At 45.9% G+C, this 25,691-nt stretch carries 23 protein-coding genes; 9 read left to right on the top strand and 14 right to left on the bottom strand.

The window, feature by feature from the left end:
* Positions 1 to 23 precede the first annotated feature (23 nt).
* Positions 24 to 1,544 carry an aldehyde dehydrogenase gene (adh, locus tag ACXAD6_RS16920; protein WP_474969886.1) on the bottom strand — a complete coding sequence of 507 codons (1,521 nt, stop codon included), beginning with the start codon at positions 1,542 to 1,544 and terminating at the stop codon, positions 24 to 26.
* A 173-nt stretch (positions 1,545 to 1,717) separates the two neighbouring features.
* Between adh and ACXAD6_RS16915 the strand changes: the two genes are divergently transcribed.
* The gene (locus ACXAD6_RS16915) at positions 1,718 to 2,590 is read left to right on the top strand and encodes a 5'-3' exonuclease (RefSeq protein ID WP_474969885.1); all 873 of its coding nucleotides are present in this window, start codon (positions 1,718 to 1,720) and stop codon (positions 2,588 to 2,590) included.
* A 628-nt stretch (positions 2,591 to 3,218) separates the two neighbouring features.
* Here the strand turns inward: ACXAD6_RS16915 and ACXAD6_RS16910 are convergent.
* The 4 genes from ACXAD6_RS16910 to ACXAD6_RS16895 form a co-directional block, all read right to left on the bottom strand.
* Positions 3,219 to 4,481, bottom strand: a complete 1,263-nt coding sequence (locus tag ACXAD6_RS16910) for a helix-turn-helix domain-containing protein (RefSeq protein ID WP_474969884.1) — start codon at positions 4,479 to 4,481, stop codon at positions 3,219 to 3,221.
* Between the two features lie 145 nt (positions 4,482 to 4,626).
* Complete coding sequence (locus tag ACXAD6_RS16905) at positions 4,627 to 5,262, bottom strand: SDR family oxidoreductase (protein WP_474969883.1); 636 nt, start codon at positions 5,260 to 5,262, stop codon at positions 4,627 to 4,629.
* 60 nt (positions 5,263 to 5,322) lie between these two features.
* Positions 5,323 to 6,273, bottom strand: coding sequence for a PD-(D/E)XK nuclease family protein (locus tag ACXAD6_RS16900; RefSeq protein WP_474969882.1), 951 nt, complete (start codon positions 6,271 to 6,273; stop codon positions 5,323 to 5,325).
* Positions 6,274 to 6,302: 29 nt separating this feature from the next.
* Positions 6,303 to 6,626, bottom strand: coding sequence for an MGMT family protein (locus tag ACXAD6_RS16895; RefSeq protein ID WP_474969881.1), 324 nt, complete (start codon positions 6,624 to 6,626; stop codon positions 6,303 to 6,305).
* A gap of 110 nt (positions 6,627 to 6,736) precedes the next feature.
* Between ACXAD6_RS16895 and thiD the strand changes: the two genes are divergently transcribed.
* On the top strand, positions 6,737 to 7,540 hold the full coding sequence (gene thiD, locus ACXAD6_RS16890) for a bifunctional hydroxymethylpyrimidine kinase/phosphomethylpyrimidine kinase (protein ID WP_027956670.1): 804 nt from the start codon (positions 6,737 to 6,739) through the stop codon (positions 7,538 to 7,540).
* Between the two features lie 66 nt (positions 7,541 to 7,606).
* Here the strand turns inward: thiD and trhO are convergent, their stop codons facing one another.
* The 4 genes from trhO to ACXAD6_RS16870 form a co-directional block, all read right to left on the bottom strand.
* The gene (trhO, locus tag ACXAD6_RS16885; RefSeq protein WP_474969880.1) at positions 7,607 to 8,548 is read right to left on the bottom strand and encodes an oxygen-dependent tRNA uridine(34) hydroxylase TrhO; all 942 of its coding nucleotides are present in this window, start codon (positions 8,546 to 8,548) and stop codon (positions 7,607 to 7,609) included.
* A gap of 88 nt (positions 8,549 to 8,636) precedes the next feature.
* On the bottom strand, positions 8,637 to 9,971 hold the full coding sequence (locus tag ACXAD6_RS16880; RefSeq protein WP_474969879.1) for an MFS transporter: 1,335 nt from the start codon (positions 9,969 to 9,971) through the stop codon (positions 8,637 to 8,639).
* A gap of 111 nt (positions 9,972 to 10,082) precedes the next feature.
* On the bottom strand, positions 10,083 to 10,631 hold the full coding sequence (locus tag ACXAD6_RS16875; RefSeq protein WP_474969878.1) for a cysteine hydrolase family protein: 549 nt from the start codon (positions 10,629 to 10,631) through the stop codon (positions 10,083 to 10,085).
* Between the two features lie 49 nt (positions 10,632 to 10,680).
* Positions 10,681 to 11,910 carry an MFS transporter gene (locus ACXAD6_RS16870; RefSeq protein WP_474969877.1) on the bottom strand — a complete coding sequence of 410 codons (1,230 nt, stop codon included), beginning with the start codon at positions 11,908 to 11,910 and terminating at the stop codon, positions 10,681 to 10,683.
* Positions 11,911 to 12,223: 313 nt separating this feature from the next.
* On the opposite strand from ACXAD6_RS16870, the gene treP reads away from it, so the two are divergent.
* The 5 genes from treP (at position 12,224) to ACXAD6_RS16845 (ending at position 18,241) form a co-directional block, all read left to right on the top strand.
* Complete coding sequence (gene treP, locus ACXAD6_RS16865) at positions 12,224 to 13,633, top strand: PTS system trehalose-specific EIIBC component (protein ID WP_474969876.1); 1,410 nt, start codon at positions 12,224 to 12,226, stop codon at positions 13,631 to 13,633.
* Between the two features lie 23 nt (positions 13,634 to 13,656).
* On the top strand, positions 13,657 to 15,342 hold the full coding sequence (gene treC, locus ACXAD6_RS16860) for an alpha,alpha-phosphotrehalase (protein ID WP_474969875.1): 1,686 nt from the start codon (positions 13,657 to 13,659) through the stop codon (positions 15,340 to 15,342).
* 21 nt (positions 15,343 to 15,363) lie between these two features.
* On the top strand, positions 15,364 to 16,080 hold the full coding sequence (gene treR, locus ACXAD6_RS16855) for a trehalose operon repressor (protein ID WP_474969874.1): 717 nt from the start codon (positions 15,364 to 15,366) through the stop codon (positions 16,078 to 16,080).
* Positions 16,081 to 16,168: 88 nt separating this feature from the next.
* Positions 16,169 to 16,672, top strand: a complete 504-nt coding sequence (locus ACXAD6_RS16850; protein WP_474969873.1) for a DUF6933 domain-containing protein — start codon at positions 16,169 to 16,171, stop codon at positions 16,670 to 16,672.
* A gap of 171 nt (positions 16,673 to 16,843) precedes the next feature.
* Entirely contained in the window at positions 16,844 to 18,241 is a 1,398-nt protein-coding gene (locus ACXAD6_RS16845; protein ID WP_474969872.1) for an MBL fold metallo-hydrolase, read from the top strand.
* Positions 18,242 to 18,505: 264 nt separating this feature from the next.
* Here ACXAD6_RS16845 and ACXAD6_RS16840 read toward each other — a convergent pair whose 3' ends face one another.
* Positions 18,506 to 19,876 (bottom strand): tetratricopeptide repeat protein, encoded by a 1,371-nt coding sequence (locus ACXAD6_RS16840; protein WP_474970451.1) that lies wholly within the window; start codon positions 19,874 to 19,876, stop codon positions 18,506 to 18,508.
* Positions 19,877 to 20,101: 225 nt separating this feature from the next.
* Here ACXAD6_RS16840 and ACXAD6_RS16835 point away from each other — a divergent pair, with 225 nt between their 5' ends.
* Positions 20,102 to 22,051, top strand: a complete 1,950-nt coding sequence (locus ACXAD6_RS16835) for an aconitate hydratase (protein WP_474969871.1) — start codon at positions 20,102 to 20,104, stop codon at positions 22,049 to 22,051.
* Between the two features lie 174 nt (positions 22,052 to 22,225).
* Here ACXAD6_RS16835 and ACXAD6_RS16830 read toward each other — a convergent pair whose 3' ends face one another.
* The 4 genes from ACXAD6_RS16830 to ACXAD6_RS16815 all read right to left on the bottom strand — a co-directional run bounded on the left by ACXAD6_RS16830 (position 22,226) and on the right by ACXAD6_RS16815 (position 24,725).
* Positions 22,226 to 23,179: a ring-cleaving dioxygenase gene (locus ACXAD6_RS16830; RefSeq protein ID WP_474969870.1), complete on the bottom strand. Its 954-nt coding sequence runs from the start codon at positions 23,177 to 23,179 to the stop codon at positions 22,226 to 22,228.
* A 73-nt stretch (positions 23,180 to 23,252) separates the two neighbouring features.
* Positions 23,253 to 23,954 carry a YqjF family protein gene (locus ACXAD6_RS16825; RefSeq protein WP_474969869.1) on the bottom strand — a complete coding sequence of 234 codons (702 nt, stop codon included), beginning with the start codon at positions 23,952 to 23,954 and terminating at the stop codon, positions 23,253 to 23,255.
* 77 nt (positions 23,955 to 24,031) lie between these two features.
* Positions 24,032 to 24,181 (bottom strand): sporulation histidine kinase inhibitor Sda, encoded by a 150-nt coding sequence (sda, locus tag ACXAD6_RS16820; protein WP_474969868.1) that lies wholly within the window; start codon positions 24,179 to 24,181, stop codon positions 24,032 to 24,034.
* Positions 24,182 to 24,197: 16 nt separating this feature from the next.
* Positions 24,198 to 24,725, bottom strand: a complete 528-nt coding sequence (locus ACXAD6_RS16815) for a helix-turn-helix domain-containing protein (protein ID WP_474969867.1) — start codon at positions 24,723 to 24,725, stop codon at positions 24,198 to 24,200.
* A gap of 248 nt (positions 24,726 to 24,973) precedes the next feature.
* Between ACXAD6_RS16815 and ACXAD6_RS16810 the strand changes: the two genes are divergently transcribed.
* Complete coding sequence (locus ACXAD6_RS16810; RefSeq protein ID WP_474969866.1) at positions 24,974 to 25,585, top strand: trimeric intracellular cation channel family protein; 612 nt, start codon at positions 24,974 to 24,976, stop codon at positions 25,583 to 25,585.
* The last annotated feature ends 106 nt before the right edge of the window (positions 25,586 to 25,691 follow it).

Genomic DNA, 25,691 nt, shown 5'->3' with positions numbered 1-25,691 from the left:
TTCTTTTAGGAAGCTGAGGGGGATCAAAAGAACCCAAGCTTTTTCGGACTGTAGCTGACAAGCATATTTTTCGTCTGCTGATAGTGATCGAGCATCATTTTATGATTCTCACGGCCGACGCCGGACATTTTGTATCCACCGAAGGCTGCATGAGCAGGATAGGCATGGTAGCAGTTTGTCCACACACGTCCGGCTTCAATGCCGCGGCCGAAACGGTAGGCGGTATTCATATCCCGCGTCCATACACCAGCTCCGAGACCGTAAAGGGTATCATTGGCGATTTTCATAGCTTCGTCATGGTCTTTGAATGTGGTCACAGACAAGACGGGTCCGAAGATTTCCTCTTGGAAAATACGCATGCTGTTGTTCCCTTTAAAAACGGTCGGCTGCACATAATAGCCGTCCTTAAAGTCGCCGTCCAGCTGATTGCGTGCTCCACCGGTCAGGCACTCGGCACCTTCATCCTTACCGATTTCCAGATAGGACAGGATTTTTTCCAGCTGTTCAGAAGAAGCCTGGGCACCCATCATCACTTCAGGGTCCAATGGGTTTCCGGTTTTGATTTCTTTCACCCGCTTTATCGCACGCTCCATGAATTCATCATAGATGGACTCCTGGATAAGGGCACGGGATGGACACGTGCAGACTTCACCCTGGTTCAAGGCGAACATGACCATGCCTTCGATCGTTTTATCAAGGAAATCGTCATCTTCGCGCATGACATCTTCAAAGATTATGTTTGGTGATTTACCACCAAGTTCAAGCGTGACAGGAATGATATTTTGAGAAGCGTACTGCATAATCATACGGCCTGTCGTCGTTTCTCCAGTGAAGGCCACCTTGTTGATGCGGGGACTCTGCGCCAGAGGCTTACCAGCTTCCAGACCGAAGCCGTTCACGATATTCAGGACGCCTGCAGGAAGAAGGTCCTGCACCATTTCCATGAAATAAAGGATGGATGCGGGTGTCTGCTCGGCCGGCTTCAGAACGACCGTATTTCCTGCAGCCAGAGCAGGGGCGATTTTCCAAACACCCATTAAAAGCGGGAAGTTCCAAGGGATGATCTGACCGACAACGCCCAGTGGTTCTTTAAAATGGTAGGCGACCGTATCCTGATCGATTTCCCCGATGCTTCCTTCCTCTGATCGAATGACAGAAGCGAAATATCGGAAGTGGTCTACAGCAAGAGGGATGTCTGCATTCAAGGTTTCGCGTACGGCTTTTCCGTTTTCCCATGTTTCAGCGATGGCAAGCTTTTCAGCGTTTTCCTCCATCCGGTCTGCAATCCGGTTGAGAATCAGCGATCGTTCCGTGACGGATGTTGTGCCCCAGGAATCTTTTGCTTTATGAGCCGCATCCAAAGCCAGTTCAATATCCTCTTCTGTGGATCGTGCGACCTGACAGAAGGTTCTGCCGGTTACAGGAGTCACATTTTCAAAGTACTGCCCCTTAATGGGTGCTGTCCATTCCCCGCCAATGAAATTATCATAGCGCTCCTTAAACTGAACGTCCGACCCTTCTGTGTTTGGAAAAGCATAAACCATAGATCCATCCTCCTATTAAAATAATTTTGCAAGCGTTTACATTATCCTTCATTTTGAAACTACCATTAAGATGGAAAATTGTCAATTTACAGAAAACAAAACTGAAAAACAGCGCTCGATGCTTTGGACATTCTTGTTATAATAAGAGTATCTAGTGAAAAAGGAGCTTATGTATGACGACCAACCGAGTACTGCTTGTCGATGGCATGGCACTATTATTCCGCGCTTTTTACGCCACGGCTATGAGTAATTATTATATGATCAACAGCAAAGGCACACCGACGAATGCTGTCTATGGGATGATGAAGCATTTATTCACCGCTTTGGACACCTATCAGCCTACCCACGTCATCTGCTGCTGGGATATGGGAAGTAAAACCTTCCGGAACGATTTATATCCGGATTATAAAGCGAATCGGGGGGAGCCGCCTGTTGAGCTGATTCCCCAATTTGAACTGGCTAAAGAAACCGTCGCGGCCTTGGATATACCGAATGTTGGGCGGATCGGGTATGAAGCGGATGACTGTATGGGGACGCTCAGCCGGGTGTATAGTGAGGATTCCCAGGTTTTCCTGCTGACAGGAGATCAGGACCTCCTCCAGCTTTTGAAACCGAATGTGAATGTCGTCCTATTGAAGAAGGGATATGGAAACTATGCCGAGTATCATGAAGACAGCTTTTATGAGGAAAAAGGCATCACACCTTCTCAGATGATTGATTTGAAGGCCTTAATGGGGGATACGAGTGATAACTATCCAGGGGTGAAAGGGATTGGTGAAAAAACAGCCCTGAAACTTCTTCTGAAGTATGGAACTATTGAAGGCATCCTTGAAAATATCGAGGAACTGACGAAAGGGCAGCGCTCGAAAATAGAAGAGAACCTGGAGATGCTTCATTTATCAAGGAGGCTTGCTGCGATTCATTGTGAAGCAGAGGTTGACTGTTCTCTTGATGAGGCGCTGTTTTACATCGATGAGGAGAAAATGGGAGCTAAATTCGATGAGCTGGAATTTAAGAACTGGAAGAAAAACATTACCGGGATGTAAAAAGGAAAAGGCGGAAGCGGATGCTTTCTCCTCAGGCTGTAGAAAAATCCGGGTTATCCAGGCAGAGTTCTCCGCATGTCGTGTTGAGGGGACAAGTTCCGCTTATCGGTGGATGCTTGCCGCGGGCACGGCCTCAGCTGACTTGGTCAAGAAAACCATTTGACCAATTGGATCTTCGGCTCGCGCTGTTCCCGCAGGCCTCACCACCGAACGCTCCTCGTCCCGACGTTAGAATATAGAGGAGAGAGTGTGTGCCCTGAGCAGGTTCGCAGATTCAAAAGAACGGCATGGGCTGCGCTTGTGCGCACTTGCGTGGAAAAGAAAAAGAACAGGCGCTGATGACGGCTGCCTGAATATAAAAAAGACTCTCCTCCATCCAGCAAAGGTGAGCTGGGAGAAGGAGAGTCTTTGTCGATGTTAAAGAACTCTCAAGGAGCGGTGCCCCTTCCACTCCTGCGGAAGAACGAGTGGTCCTAGATCGCCGAGCGTGGGTTCTGCGAGGAAGCTCGGGCGCTCGTCCGCGGAAAGGGAAGGGGCTTTCGCTCCTGGCGGTAAGAAAGAAAAAAGCTCGTAAAGAAACAGGGGTTTCTCTACAAGCTGAGGAGGAAGCGGTTGCTTTCTCCTTTTTTTATAGTAAATCTTTTTTTTGGGTTTCTCTGTAGTGGTTGGCTTCTTTGTAGTACATGGCGGCTTTTTTGTACATGCGTTTTTCGTAATAGAGGTTGCCGAGCATTTCTACAAATTCTTTATAGTCTTTGTATTCATTCAACCGCCGGAAGTCAGGAATAATTGTATGCTCGAGCTTTTCCATGAAGGAATCTTCGAGTGTTGTTTCACTCACCATGTTCCTTAAGATATAAAACTTATGTTTGTATTTCAGGAGATTTTCCTTTTCCGACTCAGCCTCTCCATCCGCAATGTACTTCCAGCACTGGGGTAAATCATTACTATAGTAGCTGGTCAAAGCAAGCAGGTAGATCGTACTGGATCTGAACATGGTTTCCTTCGTATCGATTTCATAGGCTTGGTGCAGGTAGTGATAGGCATCAGAGTATCTTTCCTGATTAATATAGTTGATCCCCAGGTTGTGATAAATCCTTCTTTTTTCAGTAACAGGCAGCTGATATTTAGCGACCTTCAGCACTTTTAAGAGGAACCTTTCAGCAATTTGATGCACGCCGAGGGCGTTGTAATTAATCGCAATAATAATATAGTTATCAACCATGCGTTGATAATAAAGTGTAGCCTCATAGATCTCTAAGGCCTGGTAGGCATAGTAGGTGGATTCAACAAACGACCGGATTTTTGAATACGCTAAAGCTAAATGGAAATAAACCTCCCCGTCGTGGATGGGAAGTCTATTCATGAGGTGTTCGGCTTCCATAAAGTGCTTCAGGGCCTTCTTCAATTCCGCTGATAACAAGTAATGAACACCGACGGTTTTATGGAAAAAAAAACGATATTCTGGATTTGCACCGTCATAAATATTCGAAAGTTCCTTCATGACGTCATCCGTAAGGGTTTTTCCGATTTTAGTCATTTGATGGCGGGTGTGAACAATTTTATATAAGTTGGTCAATTCAATATTCTGGTTATCATCTAATTGATGGGTACACTCTTCATAGAGTTCTTCCATAAGGGAGAAATCCCTCATCTGGGCAGCCTCGTGCCAGGCATGCAGATTGTTGTATATTGCCTCGTCGAACTCTTCGTTAATATCAATCAGTTTAATTTTTAAGCGCTCGCCGAGCAGGCGGTAAATCTCTTCACTGGCATTGATTGTATCGTGCTCGATCTTACTCAAATAAGAGACCGAGCAGATTCCTGATGCAAGTTCTTCCAAGGTCATATTTTTAAATTTCCGATGTTGTTTAATTAATGAGCCTTTCATAATTCACTACTCCTTTAACGCATCAGTTGTTAACATTATAGCAGAGAATTATATTTTTCAATACTTTTGTCCTATGAAGTGACTTTGTGCCTATGCCTATTGCTTATGTATAAAAAAACCAGGCGCGCGGCCTGGTTTTTTTTGATTATAATGTTTTTAATGCCTCTTCAATCTGCTGGTTACCGGAAATCATTTCAAATGTCTTGTGATAGCAGTTCTGTTCTTGAAGGCAGGCAATCATTGTTTTCGCAACATCTTCTCTGGAAATCGTTCCAGCGTCTACTTTTTCACCGACCTGGATTTTGCTCGTGCCGGATTCATTGGTCAGACCGCCGGGACGGACGATGGTATAGTCAAGCTCCGTGGATGCAAGATAATCATCCGCTTCGCCCTTCATTTTCATGTAATGCTTCAGTTCCTCAGGCCCGCGTTCCGGTTCACCTGCGGCCATACTGCTCAGCATAATGAATTTCTTAATGCCGAGGTTTTCGGTTGCTTTGACGAGGTTGATCGCGCCATCACGGTCGACAGCTTCTGTCTGGTCAGCACCGGTACTGGATCCTGAACCGGCTGCGAAAATAACCGCATCCATTCCTTTAACCGCATACCCTACATCACTCTTGGTTACATCGGCAAGGACTGGTGTTCCACCAAGCTTCTCGACCGCTGCTTTTTGTTCTTCTTTACGAATCAGGCCGTAAGGCTCATGGCCGTCAGCTTTTAAATATTCTACTAATAGACGTCCGGTATGTCCGTTTGCTCCTGCTACAAGTACTTTCATGTCGTATACAGCTCCTTCTAGAATGTCTTCTGCTAATTGTTTAGCCTTTTCTCATCTTTCTCAAACATTCGAATTGGAAGGGAAGCAGAGTTCCTGATAATTGCACCGTGAACAGATGGAAGGATTGCTCTGCATCGGAAACTGCTGAAGGGGGAGGGGCTCATTTTTATCCGGATCGGCCAGGTACAGCTTCATCTGCTCCATACTGATTTGATAGAGGTGCTGGACATTGATCAGATCCTGATCGTCCAATTGGTGCTCCACATGTGTTCCATCAAGGAGATATTCGTTTCGGATAATGATGTCGTCCAAAGATGGAATTTCGTACTTTTGAAGCAGGTACAGGGCGTAGAGAGAAAGCTGACTGCGGTCTTCTTCGGAGGACTTTCCGGTTTTCCAGTCTACGATGATCCATTTATTTCTTGTGACATCTTTGTAGACAAGGTCCATCACAACAAAAATCTTCACACCGTCCGCTTTCATGAAACGAAAGGTTTCCGAATCGATGAATTCCATTGATTCTTTATTCTGAACATCCTTGAATGTCCGGCTGTTAAAAAAGTGTTTCACTACATGCTTCAGCCTTCCTGTAATTTTCTCCACCTTGGCTGCCGGCAGGGTATTGGACTGGCTGTAGTATATTTCATGAAGCATGGTGTAGTGTTTCGGTCTGTTCATCCACAAATGTTCTTTTTTTGTGGATTCAACAAAACCACGGTTCAGATGGTGGCGGATGTCATCCAAAAGATGATTCTCGCCCGGCAGGGGCTCATCCCTGCGCACTTTTTGCAGGGTTTGATAAATCAAATCGTGGACAATGCTTCCGAACAGCATTTCCAGATTGGTGATCTTCTTTAAACGATACGCCTGTCGGGCCAGCGAATCAGCCTGACGCAGCCATCCATTATGGGAAACATAGTAATCATAGGCGTATTTCCTGGAACAGGTCAGCATGGTCTTATGCCGCGAAAGAGACCAGGACAACTCGGGATATGGTTTGATTTCAAACATAGAAAAACATCCTTTTTTCACACATTCAGCTATATGGATTCATAAGGTTCATGATTCACGTATTGATAGGTTTCCAACGACACTTTATTATGAAGCACCAAAATGCCTTCATCCTCTAAAAGATTCCGCTGGACAGCCGCTTTTTCTTCATCCTGAAAAGCGATCCGCCCCTGGGCATTCACTACACGGTGCCATGGGAGGTGGTAGGTGGAGCTCATACTGTGAAGGATACGGGAAACCTGTCGGGCTGCGCGTGGGTTACCGGCCGTACGAGCTACCTGTCCATAGGTCATAATGTGTCCTTCGGGGATCTGCTTAATGATGGTTATGGTCCTTTCGGTGAACGGTTTCATCTTCACGTCTCCTTTGCCTTTATTCTACAGGATAGAAAAGGGGACTGGATAGCTTTGGACCTTTTGTTTTTGTTACAATTTATGAACAGAGAAGAAAGAGGAGGTCCATGATGGGACAAATACCAAGAGTCTTGAGTATCGCTGGTTCGGCCTCACAGGGAAGTGCAGGCATTCAGGCGGACTTGAAGACATTTCAAGAATTTGATGTTTACGGAATGAGCGCTGTAACAGCTCTTGTTGCAAATAATAGAAAAACAGAGCAGGGGATTTTTACACAGCCGCTTGTGTCTATCGAAGCTCAAATATACGCATCACTTGAGCATGTAGGCGTGGATGCATTAAAAACAGGGATGCTGTTTACGGAAGAAATCATTAAGCGGACGGCTGAAATCATTGAGGAGTCCCAGGTGGAGAATGTAGTGGTGGACCCTGTGATGGTCGGGAAAATGGGTTCACAGCTGCTGAAGGATGAGGCTGTTGAGACACTTATGAACGAACTGCTGCCATTAGCGAAAATCATCACGCCCAATCTTCAGGAAGCGGCCCATATGCTTGGTGTTCCGGTTCCGGAAACCCCGGAAGATATGAAGGCAGCGGCGCGTGATCTGTATCACCTTGGTCCAGAGTATGTATTGATTAAAGGGGGAGCGTTGAAGGATTATCCAGCCGTTGACATGCTCTATGATGGAAGCGGAATGATGGAACTGGAATCGGAACGTGTCCAGACAATCCATACAAGTGGAGCGGGTTGTACGTATTCTGCAGCCATCACCGCTGAACTGGCTAAAGGGAACAGTGTGGAGGACTCTGTCCGGCGGGCTAAGTCTTTCGTTACGACAGCCATTCAGCATGCGTTATCCTTTGACCGCGGCATCGGTTCCACTTATCATGCTGCCCACCGGCTTAAAGGATAAGCCCGGACCTGATGGAGTGCGGAATGATAAAAGGCTTGTCCCCAAGCAGGGGACAAGCCTTTTTGTTTAACCGTGAATACGGTCGTATTTATCAATCTGCTTTTTCTGAACAGCATCCCAGCGGTTTTCCGGGTGCTCTTTACATTCAGCTGTGCAGGCTGCGTGATGCTCTTCTTCACAAGCTTCGCAGCAGACATACTGGCGGTTGCAGACGGGATTGCTGCAGTTGATCATGCGGTCTTCCGCTTTTCCACAGTGCTCACATTCAGCGATGACCTTTTCTTCTACGTGGTTGACGGGAATAGAGATACGCTCATCAAAGACGTACATCTTTCCATCAAACAACTCACCTTTCACTTCCGGGTCCTTGCTGTACGTGGTGATTCCACCTTCAAGCTGGTACACATCCTCAACACCGTTTTTCTTAAGAATACCGGTCAGCTTTTCACAGCGGATGCCTCCCGTGCAGTAAGTCAGGACTTTCTTGCCCTTCCACTGGTCTGCATTTTCAGCAATCCATTCAGGGAATTCGCGGGAGTGGTTGACGTCCGGCTGAATAGCGTTACGGAAATGGCCGATCCGGTATTCATATTCGTTTCTGCCGTCAATGACGATCGTATCTTCATCTTTCAACATTTCGTTGAATTCCTTCGGCTTCAGGTGCTTACCTCCGAAGGTTTTAGGATCGATATCATCTTCTTCGAGGCTCCAGTTGACAAGTTCGGGCTTCACACGGCAGTGCATTTTCTTAAATGCGTGGCCTTCATGCTCATCCATTTTGAAGTGGATGTCTGCGAAGCGCTCATCGGAGCGGACGTAGTTCATATATTCCTCGACCTGTTCTACTGTACCTGAGACGGTTCCATTGATTCCTTCATGAGAAACAATGATTCGTCCTTTCAGCCCGAGATCCTTACAGAATTTCAGGTGGTTTTGGCAATACTCTTCGTAATCAGGAAGGTCAACATACTTATAATACAGCAGAACTCGATAATCTTTTGAGCTCATAAGTGATTCCTCCTATTGTTCTATCTATATCAGTTTGGGTTAATTAAAATTTTTCCATTCTCCATCATATTCGATTCTGCGGTAAAATTCAAATGTCAGTTTTTTGAACGTTTGGAACTTCCGTCTTTCTTGTATAAAGCGCCAGTGTCAGAATGGACAGAGCCATAAGAACAATCAATATGCCGAATGGAAGGGAGAATTCAGACACCGTGTACGGCTGCTGCCTGAAATCCAGGAGAATCCCCGCAAGGACAGACCCGGACGCACTGCCGATAAACTGGATCTGTTGTTTAAGCCCGATTCCGGCCCCGATCTGTTCATTGGGCAGGATATGGGATACCTCGTTTGTTGAGCTAGACGACAAGCTGGAGAATCCAAAGCTTGTAAACATATACCCGGCCATAATGAGATAGGGGCTGAGCCCGGAGAACATGTAAAAGATAAAGGCGGCGATCATTAATAACACCTGTGACAATAATAGGATTCTGATGTTTCCGTAGCTGTCAATGAGACGGCCGATATACACCGCAGCCACAGCTGAAAGCATGGCTCCCGGGAAAATAATCAGGCCGATGGCTGCCGCTCCTTTTCCATACACCTGTTCAAGCATAATCGGCATCAGGAATAGAACAGCAAAGTGAAGCGTGAAACCGAGAAAACTCATATATAAGATTTTCCGGTACTGAGCATTCTTTAAAATCTCAGGTTGAATGAACGGTACATCTGTATGATTGATTCTTCTCCATAATAACAGGGCGGCCAGAATGCCCCCTGCTAAATACCACGGCGTAAAGGTGGAAAAGTATAAAAGGAAAAAGGTAGCCGTACCTCCAGACCATACAGCGCCCCACACATCAAAGCTTCCACGTTTCGTTGTTTCAGCCGGCATGACCCTGTAAAGGAGAGGAACGATGAATAGAACCATAACGGTGACAACAAATAAGAAATTCCAATCGACGTAGTCCGTAATAAATCCGCCGGCAACAGGCCCGAGACCAAAACCGAGGGAAGAGGAGGAAGCGATTAATGCATAAGCACTTCCCCGGCGTGCCGGCGGAATATACCTTCCGGCGAATACCATGGACAAGCCTGGGATAGCAGCGGCCCCTGACGCCTGTAAAAGACGGGCGGTCAGCAGCCATAGGTAGGAATCTGCAAAGAATCCCAGAATGGAAGATAAACTGAAAATGGTGATCCCGATCGTCAACAGATGACGGATAGGGATATAATCCGTTAGCCGCGTGTAGGTGATCGTAAAGACAGCCAGGACAATGGAATAACCGGAAACAATCCAGGCTCCTTCGGAAGGTTCGAGTGAAAACTCCCGCAGAATGCTCGGGAGTGCTATGTTAAACATCGTTGTATTCATGACAACAATGAGAACAGCAGCACTTAATATAAACACGGTTTTAAAATATTTCATAGATGGTTCTGGTGATGGTGACAACCTCATCACTCCCTTCCTTTTGGTTCTGTAATGCCGGGCCATAAGAAAAGCTTCCGATTCCCCAACGGGAAACGAAAGCTGCGCCTGTTAGATAACCTTGGCACCAAGCACGGTTTCAAAATGGGCCAGTGCCCATGCATGACCACTTTCATTGAAGCTGGCGGTCCCTTCCTTATAAATCGTAAGGGAATATCCGAGATTGTAAGCGTCCACTGCTGTATGAAGCACACAGATGTCTGTACATACCCCTGTAAGATGAAGGTCAGTAACGCCCCGTTCGCGTAATTTCAGATCGAGGTTGGTTCCGGCGAAAGCACTGTAACGGGTCTTATCGATGTATAGGACCGAAGAGCGGTCGGCATAGGTGGAATAGACCTCCCCGGTTTTCCCATACAGATGTCTGCCCTCTGATCCTCTTATATTGTGAGGGGGGAACAGCTTCGTTTCCGGATGATAAGGATCGTCTTGCTCATGAACATCGACCCCGTAAACAAGCATCTGCCCCTGCTCAACAAAATCCCTGCTCAACTTGGTAAGGAATGGGTCGAGCGCCTGAGCTGCTTTTCCACAGGTCAACGCCCCCTCATCCGCCACAAAATCGTTCGTGTAATCAATGACTAGTAGTGCACGGTTCATCGAATCCCTCCCGGAATGTCTTTACACCTATATTAACAGATAAAATCTGTTAGTGGCTGGATGCGTGATTGAAAACGGGTTTACGTTTGTGAAGGACCAAAAACAGCATGCCACCGGAAAGAAGAAGCAATCCACTGGTCACGAAAAAGACCATCGAAAATCCATATGCACCTGCAACCATACCGCCCATGGCGGGGCCGATGATGTTTCCTAGGAAACGGAGACTGGTGTTGTAGCCAAGGACTTCTCCCTGCATAGCTACAGGGGCTTGCTGTCTAATGTAAGCAGTTCGAACAGGAATAATGCCTCCGATGGAAACACCGAGAAGGAACCTTAATAGAACAAGCTCCCATATGTTCGTAACGAAAGCGGCCGGCAGGTATACGACACCTGCCATAACCAGAAGGAAGATGAGAATCTTTATATAACCGATCCGGTCTGCGATTTTTCCCCATTTTCTAGCCATCATTAAATTACCCAGTCCGGCAGCGGAAAATGCAATTCCGGAAAACAAGGCGAGGTTTTCCGGGCCGTGGAGTTCCCCGACAAACAAGGAAAGGATCGGTTGAATACTGAAGTGGGCAATCTGGACAAATAAGGACACCACCATAACCATTAGTAATAGTGGGTGGTGAACAATATGGCTGAGCACTTCTCTCGTGTTATAGCTGGTTTTCTCATCGGCGCTTTCCTTTTTCACTTTCTGCTCACGTACCCCGAAATAGACGATGATGGCTGAAAGGGCTACGGTAAAGGAAACGTATTGGAATGTAGCGGCGTAACCAATGGCATCGGCAATCCATCCCCCGAGCAGCGGTCCGAGGAGGCTGCCGGTAATACTCCCGGTCTGAAGCGTTCCCAGTACACGTCCGGCTGTCTCCTTAGGTGTCTGCGTAGAGATAAGGGCCTGGGACATGGGAATAAACCCGGTGAATACGCCCATAAATAAACGCAGGAAAAAGAGCTGCCAAACGGATGTGGCATGCCCCATAAAGAAGACCGATAAGCCTAGTCCGAGCGCAGACATGACGAGAATTTTCTTCCGTCCATATCGGTCTCCAACCTTCCCCCATATCGGTGAAAATATAAAAGCAGTGACAAATGTGACGCCGAATACCCATCCGGACCATGTCTGAACGTAGGCATCTGAGAAATTTCCGAATGTTTCAATGTACAACGACAAAAAAGGAAGAACCATCGTGATGCTTCCTGCAATAAAGAAATTTGCAAACCACATCACCCACACATTTTTCCGGGCTTCTGCTGTGCTGGTCTGCATGCTTATCCCTTCTTCCTATTTATTTCGACACCCTAAATATATACCATAACAGATAGGGATGAAAAAACAATCTGCTCATATAATAACGATGTTTTGGGCTTTTTTCGTTTTTCTTTATGAAGGAAAGAAAGTCCATTTATAAATGATTAATGTTAACGGTTGCATAACTTGTATATACAAATTATAATAAAGTCATATCATGTATATACAAGTTTATTTTGATGGTTGTTAAAAGCGTTTAAGAATAGCGCTTGGATACCCGTAGATGAACCTCGTTGTTTGGGAAGAAAAAATAACATCTGGAGGTAAGGATATGAATCACAAAAAACAGGCCGAAGAAATTTTAGAAGCCATTGGTGGAAAGGAAAACCTGTCGGCTGCCACGCACTGTGTCACTCGGCTGCGGCTGGCCCTGCATGATGAGGGGATTGTCGATCAGGAGAAACTGAATCAGATTGAAGCCGTCAAAGGTTCTTTTTCTACGAATGGCCAGTTCCAGGTTGTCGTAGGCCAGGGAACAGTTGATAAAGTGTATAAGGAATTTGTAGCACTGGCCGGTATTGGTGAGTCTACAAAAGAAGAAGTGAAACAAGCGTCAAGTGAAAAAATGAATCCGCTCCAACGAGCCATAAAAACATTGGCTGATATTTTCATTCCGATTCTGCCGGCCATCGTAACCGCTGGTCTGCTTTTGGGTATCAACAATCTGCTTACAGCACCCGATATTTTCTTTGATAATCAGTCTTTGATTGATGTGTATCCTCAGTGGTCTGATATTGCGAACATGATTATTATTATCGCCAATACGGCATTCGTGTTCCTGCCTGGATTGATCGGGTGGTCCGCTGTCAAGAAATTTGGAGGCAGTCCGATTTTAGGGATTGTTATTGGACTCGTTCTCGTTCACCCGGACTTATTGAATGCTTGGTCCTATGGGGAAGCTGTTTCCGAAGGCTCCGTTCCTACGTGGAATTTATTTGGTATGACGGTCGAGAAAATCGGCTATCAGGGTCAGGTGCTTCCAGTCCTGGCTGCAGCTTATCTGCTTACGAAGATTGAATTGTTCCTGCGCAAGCGGATTCCGGACAGCATACAACTGCTTTTCGTTGGGCCGATTGCTTTACTTGTCACAGGCTTTTTGACCTTCATTATCATTGGGCCGATTACATTTGCGATTGGAAACGGGATTACAGATGGACTTGTAGCTGTATTTGATACGTTCTCCTGGCTTGGCGGGCTGATTTACGGCGGCTTGTACGGCGTGCTCGTCATAACAGGGATGCACCATACGTTCCTGGCTGTAGATATCCAGCTTGTCGGTTCTACAGGCACGACATTCCTATGGCCGATGCTTGCCTTGTCTAACATTGCCCAGGGATCAGCGGCGTTTGCGATCTGGCTTGCATCGAAGGATGAAAAACTGAAGGGGCTTGGTGTATCGTCAGGAGTTTCCGCATGGCTTGGGGTTACAGAGCCTGCCTTATTCGGTGTGAACCTGCGCTTCAAATATCCATTCATTATAGCGGTCAGTTCATCCGCCATTGCCGGACTGTATATCTCAGCTCAAGGGGTGCTGGCTAATTCGATTGGAGTCGGCGGTGTGCCGGGCATTTTCTCCATCGTCAGCGATTATTGGCTGGATTTCATGATAGGGATGGCTATCGTCATCGTGCTCCCTCTAGTAGGAACGTATCTCTATGCAAAACGTAAAAAAGACGTATAAAACTATGAAATGGTGGTGAGGTCATGAATGAACAGCCCTGGTGGAAAAAAGCGGTTGTCTATCAGATCTATCCGAAAAGCTTTAACGATACAACGGGCAATGGAGTCGGAGATATCCAGGGGATCATTGAGAAACTGGATTATCTGAATGAACTTGGAGTGGATGTTCTCTGGCTGACTCCGATGTATAAATCCCCTCAGAATGATAATGGGTATGACATCAGTGATTATTACGATATTCATGATGAATACGGAACAATGGAAGACTTTGAACGACTGCTTCATGAAACGCACAAACGCGACATGAAGCTGATCATGGATATTGTTGTGAACCATACGTCGACCGAACATCAATGGTTTCAGGAAGCTCTTCAGTCCAAGGAAAGTCCGTACAGGGATTATTACATTTGGAAGGACCCTGTAAACGGTGGTGCGCCTTCCAATTGGAAATCCAAGTTTGGGGGGAGTGCCTGGGCCTATGATGAAACGTCCGGTCAATATTACCTTCACCTTTTCGATATTACTCAGGCAGATCTGAATTGGGAAAATGAACAGGTGCGCGGGGATATTTATGAAATGATGCGGTTCTGGGGAGAGAAAGGTGTTGACGGTTTCCGCCTGGATGTCATTAACTTGATATCCAAGGACCAGGAATTTCCTGATGATGATGGCTCTAAAGCTCCGGGGGACGGCCGTAAATTTTACACGGATGGTCCAAGGGTCCATGAATTCATGCAGGAAATGAACTGGGAAGTTTTCCAGCCTTATGATTTGATGACGGTTGGGGAAATGTCATCAACTACGATTGACCACTGCATCAAATATACGGCTCCTGAACGCAAGGAGCTCAGCATGACCTTTAACTTCCATCACTTGAAGGTGGACTATCCGGGTGGAGAGAAATGGACCGTAGCCGACTTTGATTTTCATGAACTGAAAGCCATCTTATCGAAATGGCAGAAGGAAATGAATGAAGGCGGCGGGTGGAACGCTCTATTCTGGTGCAACCACGACCAGCCGCGCGTCCTCTCAAGATTTGGAGATGACGTGAACTATCCGGAGGAATCCGGGAAAATGCTTGCGACTGTCATTCATATGATGCAGGGCACGCCTTATATTTATCAGGGAGAAGAGTTTGGAATGACCAATCCTAAATTCAACCATATCGATCAATACAGGGATGTGGAATCCCTGAACATGTATGAAGAATTTAAAGGAAAAGGGTTCGATGAAGATCAGATCCTTGCTGTTCTAAAGCAGAAATCGAGAGATAATTCACGGACACCTGTCCAGTGGAATGATAACTCGAATGCCGGGTTTACAGATGGAACGCCGTGGATTGAGCCTGCAGATAACTACAAAACCATCAATGCTGAAAAGGTCATGAATAAGGAAAACTCCATTTTTCATCATTACCGCAGGCTGATTCAGTTGAGGAAGTCCCACGATATCATTACGTTCGGGAATTACCAGCTTCTTACGCCGGAACATCCACAGGTGTTCGCTTATCTTCGGGAGTGGAATGGAGAAAAGCTGCTGGTTATCAATAACTTTTACGGAGAAGCTGCGACGTTCCAGCTGCCATCATCCATAGACAGTCAGGAAGAGATGGACGTGTTGATCAGCAACTATGAGGACGAACCATCAATCAGAAAAGAAATCTCTCTCCGCCCTTATGAATCTGTGGTTTATCATCTCCCAGGCAGGTAAAATGGAAGAGGGGGATAAACCTTGAAGAACAAATACGTAGTCATCTTTAATCAACTCGTGAAAAAGATACAGCAGGGGGTCTTTTCTGCCGGTGAGACACTTCCATCTGAACATGAGCTGACTGCTCAGTTTGATACATCCCGGGAAACGATCAGAAAAGCGCTGAATTTGCTTGCTCAAAATGGATATATCCAAAAAGTGCGTGGGAAGGGATCGGTCGTTCTGGAAAGGAACAAATTCAAATTTCCTGTTTCGGGTCTGACCAGCTTTAAAGAGCTGGCTGACCAGATGGGACAGGAAGTGAAAACGTCGGTGCATGAATTGGCGATCGTCACACAGGCCTCCCACATCCGAAGGCAGCTGGGATGTCCGGAAGATGCGAAACTTTGGAAGCTGATCCGCTCAAGAGAAATTGATGGAGAACGGATCATTCTTGATAAAGACTATATCCGTGAAGATTTGATCCCGGATATTACGAAGGAAACAGCGGAGCAGTCTCTCTATCACTATATAGAAGAAGAGCTGGGACTTGAAATCAGTTTTGCCAAAAAGGAAATCGTCGTCGAAGATATCACGGATGAAGACAGGGAACTGCTGGACTTGAATGGTCATCAGCAGGTGGTCGTTATTCGAAGTTACGTCTACCTTGCCGATACGACAGCCTTTCAATTTACAGAATCCAGACACCGTCCTGACAAGTTTCAATTTGTGGACTTCGCCAGGCGCACGAAAGCTTGAACAAAGGAGGGCCGTAATGGTTCTCCTTTGTTTTTTATAGTGAAAAAGGTAAAATAGGTGTAGCTAAAGAAATGAAAGAGGTGGAAAGATGTTCGTCATTGGTGCTACAAAAAAACTGCAGAATGAATTGAAATCCCCTGTTCGTGATTTGAATGATTATCAGGATGTCCCCGATTTATATAAATGGCATGCAAATATGATTACGGTGAAGGGTAGAAAGTGCCTGATGCTTATGAACAATGAAACAGGTATAAATTTGACGCTCTTCGGTTTGCAGAAAGAACAATTTGAGCATCTGGATAATGTGATTAAAGGCTCCCTTCAGCAGCTGTTTCAACTGCTGGATGTTGATAAGAAGGCAGCCTACTATATCCTTGATGCCACTGATGAAATCGTTTATACCAAAACGGATAACCGCAGTGTCATGGGCATGATGAATGAAACAAAAGCAAGAATCGATCATACCGTGCGTGACCTGTCTTACGAGGAAATCGACGCCGTAGCGTTGAATAAGGATAACAATGTATTCCCGATGAGCCCTCTGAAGAACCTGGATCCCGTCACCACTTTAAACAAATACTTTGAAGAGTAAATGCACACGGTATTCGTGTGCATTTTTTTATAAATAAGCCGGTGCCTCATTGGAAATTCCCTTGTTTTTCTTGGTCCGAATTGGGACAGACGTAAATAAGCTTCTTGGTTTTACATACGGTAAGGGGTATGTTATAAATTCAATATAAGCTTTTTAAGGAGGATGCGAACGATGTTTTTTAAATCATTTTTTGATGAAGAATTAGCTCAGATGTCTTATATGACAGGATGCCAGCGAACGGGTGAAGCTATGGTGATTGATCCCGCACGTGATATCAATCCTTATCTTGAAACAGCTGAAAAAGAAGGATTTACAATCACGAAAGTGACGGAAACACACATTCATGCCGACTTTCTCTCTGGTGCCAGAGAACTGGCTCAGCATACTGGAGCTGTTCTGTATTTGTCCAATGAGGGAGACAATGACTGGAAATACGAGTATTTAAATGAATTGAATCACGTGTTACTGAACGGGGGAGATCAGTTTTACGTTGGAAATATTAAATTTGATGTTCTTCACACCCCCGGACATACCCCTGAAAGTATTTCATTTGTCTTAACTGATGAAGGAGGAGGCTCCAAGGTTCCTATGGGGATTTTCACAGGAGACTTCGTCTTTGTAGGGGATGTCGGCCGTCCGGATCTGTTGGAAAAGGCTGCCGGTTCAGAAGGGACGTCCAGGCAGGGAGCGCGCCAAATGTTCCAGTCCCTTGAAGCTTTCAAAGAACTTCCTGATTATCTTCAAGTCTGGCCGGGTCATGGCGCAGGCAGTGCCTGTGGGAAATCATTAGGAGCAGTCCCTGCTTCTACGGTTGGCTATGAAAAAGCAAATAACTGGGCGCTTCAGCACACGGATGTCGATGAATTTACAGAGGAATTGATTGATGGACAGCCGGAGCCACCGAAATATTTTGGGATGATGAAAAAGCTGAATAAAGAAGGCCCGTCTTTGAATAAGGGAAGAGATATAAAGAAATTGACAGTGGATCAACTGGAAGGTTATCGAGGAAATGATACGGTCATCATTGACACGAGAGATAAGTGGACCTTTGCGGCAGGCCACCTTCCAGGAACGATCAATATTCCTTACAATCGATCTTTCTCAAACTGGGCCGGCTGGCTCGTCGACTATGACCAGTCCATCGTACTCATCGGTGAGGAAAGCCGGTTAGATGAAATGAAAAAATCACTGGAAGCCATCGGTCTGGATGAAGTTACAGCTTATGTTGCCCAATCAGATCTCAGTCAGATCGGAGGACTTGAAACTTATACGTCCATTACCCCGGAGGAACTGGAGAGTCACTATAAACAGGATGATCAATATGTGGTCATCGATGTGCGTAATCCAGGTGAATGGCAGGCAGGTCACATGGATCAGGCCCGTCATTTCATGCTTGGACATTTGAAAGACAACCTGGATGAAATTCCGAACGACCGGACACCAATCGTCCACTGCCAATCCGGGGTCCGCTCCGCGATCGCTGTCAGCCTGCTGCAGGCCAACGGCTTTAAGGACACCATCAACTTGAAGGGTGGATATGCGGCCTGGGAACAACAAAGGGATAAATAAATCCTGATGAAAACACGACTTTGGGAACAAGGTCGTGTTTTTTTTTGGCAAAAAAAGACCCCTACTCAAGAAAAGTAGAGGCGAAAGTTTGTATAGGTATAGGATTAGGGGAGGTGTTAATTATATAAAAATTAAATTAACACGTAAATTAAACTTGCTCAGCAACTAATGGTCTAGGGTAAGTTTCTACTGCGCTATCTGCAGTCATCGGAGCGGCGATAGATACAGCCAGACCTAGAACAGCGACAAATGCAATGATCTTTTTCATAACATAATTCCTCCTAAGTCAGAATGTTTATTTAACAATTGCATTGCTAACCTTAAATATTCGGAAGAGCGTTTATACATTCTCTGCCTTTCAAAGAGATCGGCTAAGAACTTAGAATACCTGATCACATAAACATGTTCCTTCTTTTTTTGAAAATATGGAAGGACAGTTTCCTCAATGAAGGGAAGTGTTTCAGGCAGTTCTTTCAGTAAATTGTAATACACCATAAAGTGCAGGTAGTGACTTTCAGAAGCAGTTTTTTCGACTTCCGATAAGCCTTTTTCAATCCATTCAAGACACCCGGATTTATCATCCAAGCGGTAGTGTTCAATGACCAGCCCGTGAATGATATTCAAGTACTCGTGATAATCATAAGTAGATTTAGATTCACGAACATATTCTAAACTTTTCTTATAATTATGAATGGAAGAATCGTGGTTTTCAATTCTGGATTCCAACACTGCAATGTTGATATAAACCAGTTTGAGTTGTTGATTATCTTTGGTCTGAGATGCAATCTTTTTAGCCAGATTATAATTTTCAAGAGATTTCGTATAGTTTTTCAACCGGCTGTAATTGATGCCTAGAAGAATGTGGCAGTCTGCACTTTTGGCAAGATCGTACTGGCTCTTATAAGCTTCCAAGGCCTGATCTGCATAGAAAACAGAGGCAGAAACATGATGAGCCTGGCTGGAACTTAAAGATAAGTGGTAATATAAATCGCTTATTTCCCACTTTTCGATGCCCGCTGAACTGATGTAGTTCTTGGCTTTCATCAACTGTTGAAAAGATTCATCAAAATTCCCTCGATAATATTCAAGCAGGCCGGAACTTACGTGAAAATAGTACTTCATTTCAACATCGAATGTATCTTCATGCTGTTTAATATCTTTCCATGCCTCATAAGCCTTCTCCACCTTGTTTTCTAATAAAAGATGGCGAATGCGGAAGAGCTCGAAAAATATATACAGATGATGATTGTTCAGCGTATCCTTTTGATGAGAAAGTTCCTCTCTCAATCTTTCCGCGTCTTCCCTTTGCTTGTAAAAAATCGTTTTATACCATTCCTTCAGCTTTTCTTTGGAAGGGTGGTTATAGGAAGAGTCGTGAAAATCAAGGCCGAGGCGTTCATACAAAAGTTCGAGTACCTCAGAGGCAGGAACGGTCTGATCGTTCTCAATCTTGGATAAATACGCTGGCGAAATAATTCCATCTGCGAGCTGGTTTTGTGTTAACCCTTGCTTCACCCGATGGAACCGAAGCACTTTTCCATATTCCATTTTCCACACACCTAGTTGATCAACTGTTGATTTGGGAGAACAATTCTCTTTCAAATCTATTTTTAGAATACATGTTCGTTTCATCATTTTCAATAAATTTCGGCAGTTTCCCAAGTCGCAGAAAAAATGGTACTTAAGAGGTGGTTTTTGAAGGTGACTTTCATAGAAGGGACAGAATGGGTGTCCATTAGAGGTTTTTCAAGGGAAAATATGGGTTTATGAGTAATGATACACGAGAACGGGTATAAAAGGTATAGGAAAATTTCATCTATTCTTGAAATATCGACCAATCAGTGAGGAGGAGTGATTCGTGTGGGATACAATGTCACACAGAAGCTGATCCAGGACCACTTAGTCGAGGGAGAGATGACGCCTGGATCGGAAATCGGTTTGAAAATTGATCAGACTCTTACGCAGGATGCTACAGGGACAATGGTGATGCTTGAACTGGAGGCAATGGGGATTGAAAAGGCTCAAACAGAGGTTTCTGCTCAGTATGTAGACCATAATTTAATCCAGGAAGACAGCAAAAATCCAGATGACCATTTGTTCTTAGAAAGTGCCGCCAAGCGGTTCGGGCTTTATTTCAGCCGTCCGGGAAATGGTGTCAGTCATCCTGTTCATATGCAGAGGCTGGCAAGGCCGGGGAAAACACTGCTGGGATCTGACAGCCACACATGTGCCAACGGCAGTATGGGCATGCTTGCCATGGGGGCAGGCGGCATCGATGTCGCAATGGCTGTTGCCGGTGAACCGTTTTATGTAAAGATGCCGAAAGTATGGGGCGTAAAAGTGAGCGGTTCCTTTCCGGACTGGGTCAGTGCGAAGGATGCCATACTGGAAATGCTGCGCAGGCACGGGGTCAAAGGCGGAGTGAACCACGTGTTTGAATATTATGGACCCGGTTTGAAAAATCTCACAGCCATGGACAGGCATGTCATAGCGAATATGGGAGCAGAGCTTGGGGCAACTGGAACGGTCTTTCCTTCCGATGAAGAAACGAAACGATTCATGAAGCTTCAAGGCAGGGAAGACGAATGGATAGAACTGTCACCGGATGAAGATGCCACGTATGATGTCCACGATGAATTGAATCTCTCAGAAATTACACCAATGGTGGCCAAGCCCTCCAGTCCGGGAAACGTGGTACCTGTTGAGGAAGTGGAGGGAGAAGGAATCTACCAGTCTTATATCGGTTCCTCGGCGAACCCTGGATTCCGTGATTTTGCGACAGCCTCCAAAATTGTTGAAAGTAAACATATAGCCGATGGCGTTTCTTTTGATATAAATCCGACCTCCAGACAAATGCTGATTGACTTGTCACAGGAAGGGCATATCGCTAATTTCCTTCAATCTGGAGGACGTCTCCATCAGGCGGGGTGTAATGGATGCATCGGTATGGGACAGGCACCTGCCACAGGACGGAACAGCCTGCGTACAACACCGAGAAACTTCCCCGGACGTTCCGGGACGAAAGAAGACAGTGTCTTTTTATGCAGCCCGGAAACCGCAGCCGTTTCTGCTTTGACAGGAGTCATAACGGACCCGAGAAAAGCCGGGTTTGACTATCCTGATGTGAAGGATTTGGATGAGCCGACCGTGGATACACGTCTTCTGGATGAACCTCTGCCCTACGAGGAGGCAAAGGACGTCGAATTAGTCAAAGGTCCAAACGTCGCCTCGATTCCTGAAATGGAGGAACTTCCGGACGAAATGGAGCTCCCTGTGCTCCTGAAAATGGGGGATGACATTTCGACCGATGAGATTCTTGCAGGAGGAGCGCGAGTGCTGCCATACCGAAGTAACCTGCCGGAAATTAGTAAGTTCACCTTTGAGATCGTAGATGACACGTACTATGACCGGGCGATGGAACAGAGAGAAAAGGGTGGTCATGCTGTTGTGGCAGGTGCCAACTACGGACAGGGTTCCAGCCGGGAACATGCCGCTCTGGCTCCTAAGTATTTAGGGATGAAAGTAGCGGTTGTCGAAGATTTTGCCAGAATTCACTGGCAGAACCTGGCCAACTTTGGCGTCCTGCCGCTTACATTCAAGGATCCGGCTCAATTGGAAGAGATTGAGCAGGGAGACGTTCTCGTTTTCAAAGGATTGAGAGAGCAGATCAAAAAATCGCCGGTGGTTGAAGCTGAAATTAAAGGCAGGGGCCAAACGATTAAATTGGAGCATGCCCTATCAGACAGACAAATGGACATTATGGAAAAAGGCGGTTTAATCAACTGGGTTAAATCGCGTCTTGAATCGTAATACAGATTGCATTTTAACGAAATCAGCTTGTAGGGGAAGGTATTTCTCTACAAGCTTTTTTCATGCTTTGGGAGTCTGCTTCCCCGTCTTTTCGGAAGGGAGGAGATGAGAAGAATAAAGAAAGCCTCGTACGGTTGGCGGATTGTACGAGGCGTATGCACAATGGAGCACGATTCATGTTCTGGAAGTATCCAGTGGAGCCAGCGTTTTTTCGATTTTTTCGCGTTCGTGCTCTAAGAACGGTGGAAGAGCCAGTGATTCACCCAGGTGTGCGGGGTCTTCATCAGTGGCAAATCCAGGTCCGTCTGTAGCCAGTTCGAATAAAATGTGGTTGGCTTCTCTGAAGTACAATGATTTGAAATAAAAGCGATCGACAAGACCGGAATTCGGATAACCGGCGGCATCGATGATTGTCTTCCACTTTGCTAATTCTTCTTCATTTTCAACGCGGAAGGCAACGTGGTGAACACTGCCCCTTCCAGGCTTTTCAGGTTGTGCATCCGGCTTTTCCTCCACATGGACTTCAGCTCCTGACCCACCTTCCCCTGTTTCATAAACCGTCCATTGATCATAGGCGCCGACTTTACGGAAACCGAGGACTTCCGTCAGTACTTTTTCTGTTTTAACGGCTTCATGAACGGTCAAATGAACAGGGCCGAGTCCAAGAATACCGCTGTCTTGAGGAATGGGGGAGTTTTTCCAGGGTGTTCCTGCACGTACGCCGGTGTTGTTCTGATCGGATACAAGCATAAGCCGCTGGCCTTCCGGGTCTCTGAACGCGAGCGTTTTTCTACCCAGACGTTCCTGTATCCTGTCTACATCAAGGTCGTAATCATTCAAACGCTTCTGCCAGAATAGCAGGGCTTCATCATCTTTCACCCGTAGAGATGTAGTGGAGATGCTCCTTGTTCCCGGATAGGTATGGCCGGCCCGGTGTATTTCGAAAAAGGTCAGGTCCGTCCCGGGATTTCCCTTTTCATCCGCATAGAATAGGTGGTACATAGAAGGGGAATCCTGGTTTACCGTCTTTTTGACGAGCCGCATCCCAAGCACACTTGTATAAAAATCATAGTTATTGGCTGCGGAAGCTGTAATGGCTGATACGTGATGGATGCCTTTTAACTCCATGAATGATCCTCCTCATTTACTTTGAATTCGAGATAATTATAACGCAGAGAGTCATGAGGTTCAACATGTGCGCTCATGACTTCCGTTCGTACGGAAAAATACGTGTCTGGACGGATTTGGAATAATAGGTGATCGGTCGACGCTGGAAATGTTCGGCAGGGAGAAAGTCCAGCAGATGATTCGTTCCTACGGCCGCTTCAGCTTTCTGCAGCATCCAATTATTATGAATAATGGGCCCTTTATAAACACGCTTCCCCCGAACCACCCAGAGGGCGTACCTTTCCGTCAGCCAGTATAAAAGTGAGCCTGGACGGGCCTGCATAGGCTCACTGAGTGTTTGGAATTCCGCATGAAAGTGGGCAGGTGTGTACCCTTTATGGGTCCGCCTGCTGGAAAACTGTGTGATCGAATCATTTTTATCCATCCGCATAGAGGCGTGGACGTAAGGAAGTCCGAAAGCGGTGCACGCTAAAAAAACCCCTAGAGGATGATCGGAGTCAAGGGTAATGAAATAAACCCCTGGTTCGCCGTTGTAGGAGACATATGTTCTTACATTCAGTTCCAGAAGATCCGTGCCAAACGGGAGTTTCGGCAGGCCGCGGAACCGGATATTCCTCATACGGAAGGGGACTACAGCAATCCAGGCTGAGCCGTCAAATTCGTCTATATCGAGCTCCTCAGGTACATGAGCCCGCAGTTCATCTACAGGGACGGGCCAGTGTATGAAATATAAATCATCCCAGTCCTGATGCATAATCCATCGGTTCTTATCCATGATTATCACCTCTGGTTAGCTTTACCCGCCCTGAAGTGGAAACATACATTCCGAAGGTGTTCAATCGGCTGTTCCGGTTATTCGAAAGAAGCGATTTCTCCTGCTTCTCTTTCCCTTTTCCTCATCTCATTCAGCAGAAGCTGGATGAACTCCTCCTCCAGCTTCAACTCCATGGCTTTATGAATGGCATCTTTCAGGAGGAAGGGAGATAGTTTATCAAAAGCCATAGCAGTTCCTCCTTCGTTACGTAAGCATTTCAACAGAAACTGTTGCCACACCTGTAATACTTCCAAGCTGATCGTAAAGAGGCTGGGCAAATACGTCATATCTGGTCAAGCCTTCGGATAGGGGAAAGGCGAGGATTTCTCTTCTCGCCATTCCATCGTCGATCACACGCTGCTTCAGCTTCATCAATGCTGTTGTGCCTTCATTAAAGTCCAGTTCCTCATCTGTTTTACCCATGACTACATTCATTTTAAAGTCCGGGTGGGGGTTGAACATCCATGTATAACGGAGGTTCAAATCACAGTGAGCAATGACTATGGGGGAATTTACGAGCGCTTTTTCGAAAGGTTCACTTAAGTGCTCGGTGTAAAAAAGAGATGGATTGATGTGCAGGTAAGACGCAATTTGAGAAGCAACCGTCATACTGGGGTTTCTGGTACCGTTCTCTATTTGTGCGTAATAGGCTCTATCAATATGAGCTCCTTCTGCAATCTCCTGCTGGGTGAGTGCCTGTTCTTTTCTTAAATTGATCAGCCAGCTTCTCATTTCTGGTTCATCACATCCTACTTTGCTTAGTTATATAATGAATTCTACTTATTGAAGAAAATTCCTTGTGGCATATTGCAACAAAATTCACTATATATGGTAGTGTATAGAAAAAAACATACTAGTCCTAGCGTTTTGTTCGCATTTTTTACATTTTTTGAGTTTTTTCGATAGAGGGGATGGAGAATTTGGTATAATCGGTGCGGCATGACATTCGTATATCGGGAAGCAGAGGGAGGGGGATAGGCATGACATGGGAAGTTTTAAACATCCTCGCCGTCAGTGCATTTGCTTTTAGTGGAGCTATTGTCGCACTGAACGAGAGGTATGATATATTCGGTACGTTTATTTTAGGAATCGCCACACCGTTCGCGGGAGGGATTATCCGGAACATTGCTTTGGATGTGCCGGTGATTCACGTATGGGATCAGGGATACTTATTTTACGTCGCATTAATCACCATTGCCATTGTGTACTTTTTTCCAAAAACGTGGGTAATGGCCTGGGACCGCTGGAATATCTATCCTGATGCTGTGGGACTCTCTGCATTCGCTCTGCAGGGAGCGTCCTTTGCTGTCCAGCATGAATTCCCACTGGGCGGAATCGTTTTCGCTGCCATCCTGACAGGAGTGGGCGGGGGTGTAACAAGGGACGTGCTGGCCCAGCGGCGCCCGATGGTGCTTCACCAGGAGATTTACGCGGTATGGGCAATGGTGACTGGTGTTGTGATTGGGCTTGGGTGGGTCGACCTTTACAATCCATTTCATACCTACAGCATTTTTCTACTGATTATCCTGAGCCGCGTGTTGTCGTATCATCTCGGATGGCATTTACGATTTCGGGATTTGTACCGCATATAAAAAAGCCTGTGTTAACCAGTTTGAGTTGTCCATTTGTCGTGGGAAGGGTCACGTTCCGCTTATCGGTGGATGCTTGCCGCGGGCACGCCCTCCGCGGAAAGGGAAG

The organism is Halobacillus sp. ABH2_015 (assembly GCF_056158945.1).
This window is presented reverse-complemented; position numbering and strand designations above follow the sequence as displayed.